General features: G+C 63.2%; 9 protein-coding genes. 6 read left to right on the plus strand and 3 right to left on the minus strand.

The genetic code is table 11. The annotated features are described in order from the left end of the window. Positions 1-68: 68 nt before the first annotated feature. The 5 genes from BN1127_RS16670 (at position 69) to hisIE (ending at position 8,864) form a co-directional block, all read left to right on the plus strand. Complete coding sequence (locus tag BN1127_RS16670; protein WP_042650180.1) at positions 69-1,178, plus strand: response regulator; 1,110 nt, start codon at positions 69-71, stop codon at positions 1,176-1,178. Continuing rightward, positions 1,171-3,321, plus strand: coding sequence for a PAS domain S-box protein (locus BN1127_RS16675; protein WP_042650181.1), 2,151 nt, complete (start codon positions 1,171-1,173; stop codon positions 3,319-3,321). The genes BN1127_RS16670 and BN1127_RS16675 overlap by 8 nt, the downstream gene beginning before the upstream one ends. Beyond that, on the plus strand, positions 3,318-7,286 hold the full coding sequence (locus BN1127_RS16680; RefSeq protein WP_042650182.1) for a PAS domain S-box protein: 3,969 nt from the start codon (positions 3,318-3,320) through the stop codon (positions 7,284-7,286). Before BN1127_RS16675 ends, BN1127_RS16680 begins: the two co-directional genes overlap by 4 nt. Positions 7,287-7,462: 176 nt before the next feature. Beyond that, positions 7,463-8,236: an imidazole glycerol phosphate synthase subunit HisF gene (gene hisF, locus BN1127_RS16685; RefSeq protein ID WP_041205733.1), complete on the plus strand. Its 774-nt coding sequence runs from the start codon at positions 7,463-7,465 to the stop codon at positions 8,234-8,236. After that, complete coding sequence (gene hisIE / locus BN1127_RS16690; protein ID WP_041205732.1) at positions 8,229-8,864, plus strand: bifunctional phosphoribosyl-AMP cyclohydrolase/phosphoribosyl-ATP diphosphatase HisIE; 636 nt, start codon at positions 8,229-8,231, stop codon at positions 8,862-8,864. The genes hisF and hisIE overlap by 8 nt, the downstream gene beginning before the upstream one ends. A gap of 88 nt (positions 8,865-8,952) precedes the next feature. Here hisIE and BN1127_RS16695 read toward each other — a convergent pair whose 3' ends face one another. From BN1127_RS16695 to BN1127_RS16705, 3 genes are all read right to left on the minus strand, one after another. After that, a complete protein-coding gene (locus tag BN1127_RS16695) occupies positions 8,953-9,273 on the minus strand; it encodes a hypothetical protein (RefSeq protein WP_005326111.1) in 321 nt (106 codons plus the stop codon). Between the two features lie 66 nt (positions 9,274-9,339). Continuing rightward, complete coding sequence (locus tag BN1127_RS16700) at positions 9,340-10,038, minus strand: helix-turn-helix transcriptional regulator (RefSeq protein ID WP_005326112.1); 699 nt, start codon at positions 10,036-10,038, stop codon at positions 9,340-9,342. 209 nt (positions 10,039-10,247) lie between these two features. Then, positions 10,248-11,870 carry an acyl-CoA synthetase gene (locus tag BN1127_RS16705; RefSeq protein ID WP_005326113.1) on the minus strand — a complete coding sequence of 541 codons (1,623 nt, stop codon included), beginning with the start codon at positions 11,868-11,870 and terminating at the stop codon, positions 10,248-10,250. A 347-nt stretch (positions 11,871-12,217) separates the two neighbouring features. Between BN1127_RS16705 and BN1127_RS16710 the strand changes: the two genes are divergently transcribed. After that, entirely contained in the window at positions 12,218-12,757 is a 540-nt protein-coding gene (locus BN1127_RS16710; protein WP_005326114.1) for a glycine zipper 2TM domain-containing protein, read from the plus strand. Positions 12,758-12,899 lie beyond the last annotated feature (142 nt).

Raw genomic sequence — 12,899 nt, forward strand, 5'->3', positions numbered from 1 at the left:
AAGTCCTTATAATCTGGAAGCAATTGACTCTATACTCGGTCTCATCGAGATAACGTCACGGAAGGCTTATGTTCACATCTCACTGTGCCACCATCCTCATCGTCGATGACTCTCCCGAGAACCTGATGGTGCTGACCGAGTTGCTCTCCCCCAGTTATCGGGTGCTCGCCGCCCAGAGCGGGGAGAAGTGCCTGCGTATTGCGAGCGGCAAGACGAGGCCGGATCTCATCCTGCTGGATGTGATGATGCCCGGCATGGACGGCTACGAGGTGCTCAAGCATCTGCGCATCAACCCCGACACCCGCCGCATTCCTGTGGTGCTGCTCACCGCCCTCGCCGATCTCCAGAGCGAAGAGTACGGCCTGTCGCTCGGCGCCGCCGACTACATCACCAAACCCATCAAACCCGCCATCGTCCAAGCGCGGGTGCGCACCCAGCTGGAGGCCAAGCAGGCCCGGGATGGTCTGCAAGATCAGAATGCGGCCCTGGAGGCCGAGGTGGCCCGCCGGATGACGGAGAACGATCTGATCCAGCAGGTCTCCATTCGGGCGCTGGCCCATCTGGCGGAGATCCGCGATCCCGAAACCGGCAATCACATCCTGCGTACCCAGGCCTACGTAAGGTTGCTGGCGAGCGCCCTGGCCAGCCACCCCCGCTTTAGCGACACCCTGACGCCTCGTTACATAGATCTGCTGAGTCGCTCGGCCCCCCTGCACGACATCGGCAAGGTCGGCATTCCCGACCATATCTTGCTCAAACCGGGCAAGCTGACCCCCGAGGAGTGGCAGACCATGCGTACCCACGCCAAACTCGGCAGCGATGCCATCGAGGAGGCCGAGCAGGATATAGAGCAACCATTGGCCTTCCTCACCCTGGCCAAGGAGATAGCCCACTGGCACCACGAGAAATGGGACGGCAGCGGCTACCCGGACGGCCTGCAGGGCGATGCCATCCCTCTCTCGGCCAGGCTGATGGCGCTGGCAGATGTGTTTGACGCCCTTATCAACGTCCGGGTCTACAAACCGGCCATGTCCTATGAGGAGGCCCGCGCCCTGATCCTCTCCGGCAGCGGTCAGCATTTTGACCCTGACGTGGTGGCGGCCTTTGACAGCCACTTCGAGCAGTTCGTCATCATCGCCGAGCGTTATCAGGATGGCGCCGAGGCACCCCATGACTGAGCAGTCTCCCCTGACCCGAGCCCACGTGCTCAACGTGGTACTCACCTATGCCGCCGTGGCAAGTCTGTGGATCCTACTGTCGGACAAGGCGGTGGAGTGGCTCTTCAGCACCCCGGCCCAATTCGCCCTGGCCAGCACCATCAAGGGCTGGCTCTTTATCCTCATCACCGCGCTCATGCTCTATGCCATGCTGCGCCGCCGCATCAGTCAGTCCACGGCCAGTCCCCGGCTCTCCGGGCGCCAGTGGCTGCCCATCGTATTGCTCAACGGCCTCATTCTGGCCCTGGCTATAATGGCCATCGCCCAAAACATCGGGTTGACCCGGGACAAGGAGGTCGCCCGACTTGAAACCATCGCCGATCTCAAGAGCAGGCGCATCACCGAGTGGCTGGGCAACCGGGAACAGGATCTTCGTCAGATCCTCGACAACCCGAGTTATGGAGCCCTCTCTCTCTCCGGGCAGAGGGGCAGGCCGTCCGATGAACAGACCCAGCGGCTGATCGAGTTCATCTCGGTGCGGGGATTCGATGGCGCGGCCCTCTTCGACCGGACCGGCCAGGCCCTGTGGCAGACTCCGGGGGCGAGCATCATGAATGCCACGTTGCGCGATGCCCTGACCCGGGCGACAGCAGGCAAGGTGCTCAGGGTCGGGCCTTATCTGGATGAACAGGGCCAAACCAGGTTCGACTTCCTGACGCCCCTGGCCACGGCGGCGGAGCCGGCGCCCATCATAGTGCTGCAGATAAGCGGCAGCCACTGGGTAAACCAGATCCTCAACCCCTGGCCCATCCCCGACAGCAGTGGCGAAGCCACGCTGTTTCGCCAGCACGCAGACCAGGTGCAGTATCTGAGTGACCTGCGCTATCGCCCCGACTCGGCCCTGCGCCTGCAGCTTCCGCTCCATCACAGCACCCTGCTGGCGGCCCAGTATCTGCGCCTTGAGACCGGACAACGAAAACCCGGGGTGCTTTCCGGTATGGATTATCGAGGCATAGCGGCCTTTGGCTTCGTCTATCCGGTCGCGGGCACGGATTGGTTCCTGCTGACCAAGATAGACAAGGCCGAGCTCAACCAGGCCCGTTTCAAAGAGAGCATCTGGATCGGTCTCATCACCTTGCTGGTGCTCTTCGTCACCAACGCCGGCATCATCTTGCTGCGCCAGCACACCCGACTGCTGATGGCCGAACAGATCCGCCATTCCCAGACGCAACGGCTGCAGGCATTGCAGCTGCTCTCCGCCATCGCCGACAGCTCGGAAGATGCCATCTTTGCCAAGGACAAGGAGGGCAGATACATACTGTTCAATCGCGCCGCCAGCCAGTTCGTGGGCAAACCGGCCGCCGAGATGCTGGGCCAGGATGACATAGCCATCTTCCCGCCCGAGCAGGCCAAGATGCTGATGGAGGCAGGCCATCGGGTGATCGAGAACAACCGGGTACAAACCGAGGAGGAGTACCTGACCCTGCCCGGTGGCGATCGGGTGTTCCTTGCCACCAAGGGGCCGCTGCAAGACAACGACGGTCAGGTGATCGGCATCTTCGGCATCTCCCGCGACATCACGGGCTTCAAGCGTGCCGAGGCAGACCTGCGGGAGCGGGAGGGGCTGTTTCGCGCCCTGGTCGAGCAATCGCTCGCCGGCATCTACATCATCCAGCAGGGCAAACTCTGCTACATCAACCCCTGTTTTGCCCACCTGTTTGGCTATGACTCGCCCGGCGCGCTGCTCGGCGTCGGCACCCTGCAAGCCCTGGCAAGCCCAGAGGACAGCGACCGGGTGGCCGAGCTGGTGCTGCACTGCGAGCAGGAGGGCGGCGACATCCATACCCGCTTCAGCGCCTTGCACCACGGCAGTCAGACCCTGGAGGTGGAGCTGTACGGGCGGCGTGTCGACTATCGCGGCCAACCCGCCCTGCTCGGGCTCTTGCTCGATGTCACCGAGCGGGAACAGGTCGAGCAGGCCTTGACACATCAAGCCATGGAGCTGCGCCAGCAAAACGAGGAGCTCGAGCGTTTCAACAAGGTGATGGTGGACAGGGAACTCGCCATGCTGACCCTAAAGCACCAGATCAACACACTCTCGCGCCAGCTCGGGCTGGCACCGCCCTACCCCCAGGCTCCCATGCCGCCGGAGGAGCATCCATGATGAACCGACCGCAACTATGGCTCGTCCGCCCCTCCACCCAGCGCTGGGGCGTCTGCCTGCTGGCCCTGCTACTGCCCATCCTGATGTTGCAGATCCGGGTCCAGCTACCCATCGCCTTTGGCGAGCGGCCGCTGCTGGTGCTCTTCATGCTACCCATCATCATCTGCGCCCTGCTGGGGGGCTTGCTGCCGGGCCTGCTCTGTACCCTGATCAGTGCCCTGGCCACCGCCTATTTCCTGCTGCCCCCGGTCTATGAGCTGACCGTGGCAACCGGTCAGGATCTCGTACAGTGGGGGATCCTGATCGCCAACGGCGTCCTCGTCAGCCTGCTCAGCGCCGCCATCCACAACTCCCGCGCCCGGGAGATCCAGCGCTGGCAGGAGCTGATTAGCACCCAATCTCGCCTGCAACAGAGCGAAAATCGCTTCCAGGCTACCTTCGAGCAGGCGGCGGTCGGTATCGCCCTGGTCTCTCCCGATGGGGGCTGGCTGCGGGTCAATAAGCGCTTGTGCGACATACTGGGCTACCACGCCGATGAGCTCATGGGCATGAGCTTCCAGCAGATCACCCACCCGGACGATCTCTTGATTGACCAGCACTATGTGGCCCGGATGCTGGTAGGCGAGTTGCCCCATTACACCCTGGAAAAGCGCTATCTGCACAAGGGGGGTGACGTCATCTGGACAACCCTGACGGTAGCCCTGGTCAGGGATCTCGAGGGAGAGCCCGATTACTTCATTTCCATCATCGAGGACAATCAACAGAACAAGGAGACCGAGGAGGCCCTGCGTCGCAACGAGGGGATCCTGCGGGAATCCCAGCGACTGGCCAAGATTGGCAACTGGCGTTGGCGCATCAACGACGACAACCATTTCTGGTCGCCGGAGATCTATCGCATCTATGGGCGTGACCCCGCCCTGCCCCCTGCCGTCTATCCCGAGGTGAAAAAATACTTCACCCAGGAGGGCTGGCACACCATCTCCCAGTCCGTCGAACGCTGCCTGCGCGATGGGTTGCCCTATGAATGTGATGCCGGCGTCATCAACGAGCAGGGGAACGCCGTCTGGGTCATCGCCCGTGGCGCGGCCTTGCGGGACGGTGACGGCCATGTCGTCGAGCTGTATGGCACTGTGCAGGACATCACGGAGCGCAAGCTGACCGAGCAGCAGTTGCTGCACAATCAGCAGACAGCCCTCGATACCCAGCGCCGCGCCCGCCTGGCGGCACTGAACCTGATGGACGATGCCATCAGTGCCAGGGTCCGAGCCGAGTCCATCAGCAGCGCCCTGCGCGAGAGCGAGCAACGGTTGCTGATGGCTCAGGAGGGGGCTCACGTCGGGATCTGGGAGTGGGACATGGTCAATGATCACCTCTTTTTCTCCCCGGAATGCGCCCGCCTCTATGGCCGCACCGCCGAGCAACTCGGGACGTTTCACGCCTGGCAGGCTTGCCTGCACCCGGACGACAGGCCCCGTGTCGCCCCCTTGCTGGCCGAGCTGTCGGCCAGCGACAAGCCCTTCGAGATAGAATTCCGGATCCTGCTGCCAGACGGTGACATGCGCTGGCTGGTGAGCAAGGGCAGCGTCTATCGGGATGCCCGCCAGCGTCCGCTGCGCCTGCTCGGCATCCATCTTGACATCACCGAGCGCAAGCAGGCCGAGCAGCAGTTGCGCCAACTCTCCCTGGCCTTGGAGCAGAGCCCGGATGGTGTCTTCATCACGGATACCCAGGCACGCATCGAGTATGTCAACGCGGCCTTTCTGGCCATCAGTGGCTACCGGCAGGACGAGGTCATCGGCCAGACCCCCGCCCTGCTGCGCTCCGGCCTCACCCCCAGGGCGACCTATATCGCCCTGCGGGATGCGATTAATCAGGGTCAACGCTGGCATGGAGAGTTCATCAACCGGCGCAAAGACGGCTCCCACTATCAGGTGCTGGCCACTGTCTCCCCCATCCGCCAGGAGAGCGGGATCGTGACCCACTATGTGGCGGTACAAGCTGACATCACCGAGAAGAAGCAGCTTGGCGAGGAACTCGATCAGTATCGCTACCACCTTGAGGAGATGGTCGATGAGCGCACCCTGCAACTGGCCCAGGCCCATCAGAGAGCCGAGAGCGCCAACCGCGCCAAGAGCGCCTTCCTGGCCAACATGAGTCACGAGATCCGCACCCCCATGAACGCCATCTTGGGGCTGACCTACCTGCTCAAACGCGACACTCCGGACAGCACCCAGCACGAGCGGCTGGAGAAGATCGATCACGCCGCCCAGCACCTGCTCACCATCATCAATGACATCCTGGATCTCTCCAAGATCGATGCGGGCAAGATGGCGCTCGAGCAGGGCGACTTCTCCCTCACCGCCATGCTGGACAACGTCAGCGCCCTGGTGAGCGAGCAGGCCCGCGCCAAGGGGCTCACCATCATGGTCGATATGGGAGACTCGCCCACCTGGGTCCATGGCGACATTACCCGCCTGCGCCAGGCACTGCTCAACTATGCAGCCAATGCCATCAAGTTCACCGAACAGGGGGCGGTCACCCTGCGGGTGCGGGTGGCGCGCCCACTCGCCAGCGGTTACCTGCTGCGCTTCGAGGTGGAGGACACCGGTATCGGTATCAGTCCGGAGCAGCGCGAGAAGCTGTTCCAGGCGTTCGAGCAGGCCGATGTCTCCACCACCCGCAAATACGGCGGCACCGGTCTCGGGCTCGCCATCACCAGCCGGCTCGCCGCCCTGATGGGGGGGGAGGCTGGCGTCAGCAGCACCCTTGGCCAGGGGAGCTGTTTCTGGTTTACCGCCGCGCTCTCGGCAGGTCAGGGGGAAGTGCCGCAGCCGAGCCCGCTCGTGCAGAGCGTGACGCAGACCTACTTCCCTCACCACGCCCGGGTACTGCTGGTGGAAGACAACGCCATCAACCGCGAAGTGGTGCTGGAGCTGCTTTGCAACAGCGGCCTCGTCATCGAGACCGCCGTCAATGGCCAGGAGGCGCTGGAGCGCGTCCGCCAGCACGCCTTCGATCTCATCCTGATGGACATACAGATGCCGGTGATGGATGGTTACGATGCCACGCGCGCCATCCGCACCCTGCCCGGCCGGGAGCTGCTTCCTATCCTCGCCCTGACGGCGAGTGCCTTTGAGGAAGACCGAAAGGCATGTGAATCTGCCGGCATGAACGATTTCATCACCAAACCCGTCACCCCTGCCAAGTTGTTTGAGGCGCTGCAGCGCTGGCTGCCGAGCAACGGGATGGTGGAGCCCGAGCATCAGGCGCTGTCCCACGACATGCAGGCAGGCCCCCTCGCCCACCTGCAGGGCTTCCACGGGCTGGACCTGCAGCAAGGGCTGACGGCACTGCAGGGCAATCAGGACAAATACATCGCCTTGCTGCGCTACTTCGCCAGCGAGCACGGCCAGGACATGACCCTGCTCGGCCACCACCTGCAAACGGGGGATAAAACGAGCGCTACCCGGCTGGTTCACACCCTGCGCGGGGTCGCGAGCACCCTTGGGATGGTGGATCTCGCGCAGCAATGCCTGCAGCTGGAGCAAACACTCGCGGGGGATGACCCTGAGCCGACCGCCTTGATGGCGGCCATTGACGGGGCCTTGACTGCCCTGCACGACCGGTTGGGAGAGGAGGTGCCCGCCCACGCGGCGGAGCTCATCCCCCTTGGCAGCCAGTGGCAACGGGCGCTGCGCCACCAGATGGAGGCATTGCTGGTGCAAAGCGATACCGCCGTGATCCCGCTGTTCGAGCAGTATGCCGCCCCCTTGCGGCTCATGCTCGGGCCACGCAGCGAAACCCTGGCCAGGCAGTTGAAGACATTTGACTTCGACGGTGCCCTGCTCACCCTTCGCCAATGTGAGGGAGCAGATGAGCCCCAAACTGAGGCCGTGCCCCCCCTCCCCGATGGCCCTTCGCTGCCCCCGGGCCCGGTGAAGGGAGACAAAGGGTTGAATCACTGAATAAAGTCATGCATATAGTGTTGGTTCCCCCGGGGCCGCGCCGCCCGATGAGCGCGCCGTTTCCCGCTCAGGATCCTGCAGTGAAAGCATGCCAACCGCTTTTCCGTTCGCCGCCTGATCCTGCATCACCGGCAGAACGATGTTTTTTTAACTGTGCTTTACATGGAGCAATGAGCATGTTGTCAAAGCGTATTATCCCCTGCCTCGACGTCAAAGATGGCGTGGTGGTCAAGGGCGTGCAGTTTCGCAACCACGAGGTGATGGGCGGCATCGTTGAGCTCGCCCGCCGCTACGCCGAGGAGGGTGCCGACGAGCTGGTGTTCTATGACATCACCGCCTCGAGTGACGCCCGTGTGGTGGACAAGAGCTGGGTGAGCCGGGTGGCCGAGGTCATCGACATCCCCTTCTGCGTCGCCGGCGGCATCAAGAGCGTGGAGGATGCCCGCCAGATCCTGGAGTTTGGCGCCGACAAGGTCTCCATCAACTCCCCGGCCCTGGCCGATCCCACCCTGATCACCCGGCTGGCTGAGCGCTTCGGCGTGCAGTGCGTGGTGGTCGGCATCGACTCCTACTTCGATACCCCAAGCGGCCAGTATCAGGTCAAGCAGTTTACCGGCGACGAGAGCCGCACCCGCACCACCAGCTGGACCACCCTGGAGTGGGTCAAGGAGGTGCAACAACGCGGCGCCGGCGAAATCGTGCTGAACGTGATGAACCAGGATGGCATGCGTCAGGGCTATGATCTCGAGCAGCTCAAACTGGTGCGGGCCGCGTGCAAGGTGCCGCTGATTGCCTCCGGCGGCGCTGGTGCCATGGAACATTTTCGCGATGCCTTCACCCTGGCCGACGTGGACGGTGCCCTGGCGGCGTCCGTGTTCCACAAGGGCCTCATCCCCATTCCCGAATTGAAACGCTGGCTGAAAAACGAAGGAGTCGCCATCCGTGAATAATCAAGCAGTAGACAATGCATTGCCCCTGGCCGAGCGCCTGGACTGGGACAAGTGTGACGGCATGATCCCCGCCATCGTCCAGCATGCCGCGAGCGGCGAAGTGCTGATGCAGGGCTTCATGACCCGCGAGGCCCTGGAAAAGACCCAAACCACCGGCCAGGTCACCTTCTTCAGCCGCAGCAAGCAGCGCCTGTGGACCAAGGGCGAGAGCTCGGGCCATGTGCTCAAACTGGTCGCCATCACCACCGACTGCGATCAGGACTCCCTGCTGATCGCGGCCGACCCGGTCGGCCCCACCTGCCATCTGGGCAATCCCTCCTGCTTCGACGGTCACCCGCTGCCGCCGCTCGGTTTCCTCGCCGAGCTCGAGCAGATCCTGGCATCACGCAAGGGGGCCGACCCGGCCACCAGCTACACCGCTAGCCTCTACGGCAAAGGCACCAAGCGCATCGCCCAGAAGGTGGGGGAAGAGGGGGTCGAAGTGGCCCTGGCCGCCATGGCGAAAGACAGGGAAGAGCTCATCAACGAATCCGCAGACCTGCTCTACCACCTCACAGTGCTGCTGCAAAACGAAGGGCTGGGTTTGAAAGATGTGGTCCAGCGCCTTTATGAGCGCCACACCAAGTAATCGTTGAACTCATCTCGACAAAACGGGCCCTCAGGGGCCCGTTTCATGGTCGCCACCCTGCCAGGTGATGGCAGGCTCAGCGTTTCTTTCAGCCGATGCGGGTCCAGAAGCTCATGTTCACCGAGTTGCGGTCAAGCAGGGTCAGATACTCCCCTGCCACCTCATTGTGCAACCACTGCTGGCAATAGGCTTCGACCAGTGACTGGCTGGGCGCCATCACCAGGTCGGCATAGAGGCCGTCGGCGCCGCGCAGCAGGCAGTGCACGATGAGCTCGGATTGCTGGACAAGAAACTCGGACTCGACCCGTCGTGACAGAGCGAGCAGATCCGCCTCCGTCACCCCTTCCCTGAGCCTGAAGGTGGCAAACTCGACACCCCCTGTCCCCTGCATGTCGCCATTGATGATCATCTAGTTCTCTCCGTTGTGGATGGTCTGGAGAAACCAGCATAACGAAGGGCTACTGACAGCCTTGTGTCAGTCCCCAATGGCTTTCTTGCCGTCAACATCCGCAGCAGCGAATGCATCCGACTGTCGCAGGGCAAGGTAATCGGCCAGGGTCACACCGGGGGGAGCGCTTTCCCCCTGGCGGCACAACGCCAGGGTATCGATGCGATCCACCCTGAAATCCCGGTAGGCTCGACGCAGAGCGCACCAGGCGCCGAGTGTCCAGCATCCGCCCCAGTAAAAGAGCCCCAGAGGATAGAGATGGCGCCCTGTCCTGCTGGCCCTGGCATCCTGGTAGCCTATTTCCAGCCAGTGCCCGGCCGTGATGGCGTCGTGCAACCTGTCCCAGCGAGCGTATACCGGATGCGCCGTACGATAGTCCGGCACCCGCACCACGGGGGCGCGAGTCGCCTGGACGTCCTTTGCTGGCAGGGCAGCCTCTATCTTGGCGAGCAGGGATCGCGCCGGATCGGCCATCCCCTTGCCGGTCAACACTGCCACCAGATTCACCCCGGTGATGAGGGCTTCCAGTTCGGCTGCACTCAACTGCAAGGGCGCCATCTCGAAACCTTCACTCAGCCGATAACCCAGCCCGGCTTCACCGTAAACCGGGATACCCGCCAGGGAGAGATCGTCCATATAGCGGTAGATCGTGCGCTCAGAGACACACAGACGCGTCGCCAGCTCGCGGGCGGTCAGGGGTTGGTGAGCCCGCAACAGGTTGGTCAATTGGAACAGTCGATCCGATTTTCTCACGGGCATCCTCAGGCCAGCGGGACGTGGAGGGCATGGTAAGCCGGGATGGGCTCGAAAGGCACGCTTTGTTGGCCAGCAGCCTTTACCTGCTCCGGCCGCTTCCGGCTGAGCCTCGTCCCCAAAGGCCATGAAAAGCAGAACGGGCCCTTGGGCCCGTTGATTGGATGACGACTACACCTGGGTCACTCCAGCTGCTGGCGCAGCATAAATTTTTGCACCTTGCCGGTGGAGGTCTTGGGCAAGGGGGTGAAGATGATGCGCTTGGGGGCCTTGAAGTGGGCCATCTGCTCGCGGCAGAACGCGATCAGCTCCGCCTGGCTGAGCACCCGCCCCTCCTTCAGCTTCACAAAGGCGCAGGGCACCTCCCCCCACTTCTCGTCCGGCATGGCGATCACCGCGGCCTCGTCCACGTCCGGGTGGCGATAGAGCACGTCCTCCACCTCCAGGCTGGAGATGTTCTCCCCGCCGGAGATGATGATGTCCTTGGATCTGTCCTTGATCTCCACATAGCCGTCCGGGTGCCAGACCGCCAGATCCCCGCTTCGAAACCAGCCGTCCGCCATCGCCTCGTCACTCGCCGCCGGGTTCTTGAGATAGCCCTTCATGACGATGTTGCCGCGCAGAAATATCTCCCCCAGGGTCTTGCCATCCCGGGGTACCGGCTCGCCGCTGACGGGGTTGGCCACCCGCATCTCCCCCTGCAGCGGCGAGGCCACCCCCTGACGCGCCTTGAGCCGGGAGAGCGCCGTGGCATCCTGTCCCTGCCAGTTTCGCTGGGGCTCGCACACCACGCAGGGGCCATAGGTTTCGGTGAGGCCATAGACGTGGGTCACGGCGATCCCCATGGCCTCCATGCCGGCGATCACGGTGGCGGGCGGCGCCGCCCCCGCCGTCATCGCCTTGATGGGATGACTGAGCCCCAGTTTTAGCGCAGGATCGGCATTGTTGAGCATGTTGAGGACGATGGGGGCGGCGCAAAAGTGGCTCACCCTGTGTTCGTGCAGCGCCTCATAGATGGCGCCCGCCTGCACGTGGCGCAGGCAGACGCTCACCCCGGCGGTCGCCGCCAGAGTCCAGGGGAAGCACCAGCCGTTGCAGTGAAACATCGGCAGGGTCCACAGATAGACGGGGTGCTTGGGCAGCTCCCAGGAGAGCACGTTGTTGATGGCATTGAGGTGAGCGCCGCGATGGTGATAGACCACCCCCTTGGGGTTGCCCGTGGTACCCGAGGTGTAGTTGAGCGAAATCGCCTGCCACTCGTCCGCCGGCAGCCAGCCTGGCTCCTGCTCATCCCCTGTGGCGACGAAAGCCTCGTAGGTCAGCTCGCCGACCAGTTCCCCCTCCAGATAGGTTGGATCGTCGATGGCGATCACCAGAGGCTGGCTGTCGATGAGAGAGAGCGCCTTGCGCACCACGGCGCCAAACTCCCTGTCCACCAGCACCACCCTGCTCTGGGCGTGTTGAAAGATGAAGGCCATGGACTGTGCATCGAGCCGAGTATTGATGGTGTTGAGCACGGCGCCGCTCATGGGCACGCCGAAGTGAGCCTCGAACATGGCCGGCACATTGGGCGCGACGATGGAGACGGTGTCCCCCTCACCGATGCCGCGGCGGCGCAGGGCCGAGGCGAGACGGCGGCATCGCACCTCGGTCTGAGCCCAGCTCTGGCGCAAGGGACCGTGGATCAGCGCCGGGTAGTCGGGGTAGACCCGAGCCGCCCGGGCCAGAAAGCTCAAGGGGGTCAGTGCCTCGAAATTGGCAGCGGTTTTCTCAAGACCTGTCTCGTAGATGTTCTGGCTTGTCATCGGGTTCCTTCCTCATCGGGGTGCAAAGCGGCGGTGCAGCCGTGAACGCGCCCTGGCATCGTGCCGGCGGCGGCTTTCTGGTACGAAATGCAAGGGTATCAAGGGGCTCTGGGGGCAGGTATTAGCAAAACGTCTTAGGCAGGCCCGGCCCCACGGCTGCTGGTCTGCGCCCTCAGACCGCCCTCTCTTTTGTCGCCAAACACAGACGCCTTTTTGCCGCGGTCATTTTTTGCGCAGTCAGGCCTTGTCGCAGACTCGGGCCCCTTTGCTTGAGTGGGGGCAGAAAAATGACAAGAATGTTCACAGGCCCCGAGAGCGGGCAATCACAGTAGACAGGAGTTAAAGAGATGAACAAATCCATGTTGGCAGGTGTCGGGATCGGTATTGCCTCTGCGCTGGCATTGTCGGCGGCAGCCAGCGGATCCCTGTTTTCATCAGAGCCCCAGTTTGCCGAAGTGCTGGCCAGCAAACCGGTGACCGAAACTATCAAAACGCCGCGCCAGGAGTGTCGCAACGTCACCGTCACCCACCGCAAGCCGGTGCAGGATGAACACAAGATCCTGGGCACAGTGGTCGGCGCGGCCCTCGGGGGCGTGGTGGGCCACCAGTTTGGTGGCGGCAGCGGCAAGAAGGTCGCCACCGCCGCGGGTGCCGTCGCCGGCGGCTATGCGGGCAACCAGGTGCAGGGCAACATGCAGGCCGGGGACACCTACACCACCACGGAACAGCGCTGCAAGACGGTACAGGATAGCAGCACCCGCACCCTGGGCTATGACGTCACCTACCGCCTCGCCGGTCAGGAAGGGGTGATCCGCATGGAGAAACAACCCGGCCCCACCATCCCGGTCAAGGATGGCAAGCTGGTACTGAGCAACGCGCAGGGTTGATACTCCGTTAGGAGCGCCCTGCCATGGAGAAGGCCCACCCGACGAGGTGGGCTTTTTTTTTCATGGGCGAAGAGATGCCCGCATCTCTGCTTTGCCAGGCAGGCCGCAGTACCGACCGACAAAAAGGGGCCCGCGGGCCCCT

The sequence above is a fragment of the Aeromonas media genome, assembly GCF_000819985.1.
GTDB lineage: Bacteria > Pseudomonadota > Gammaproteobacteria > Enterobacterales > Aeromonadaceae > Aeromonas > Aeromonas media.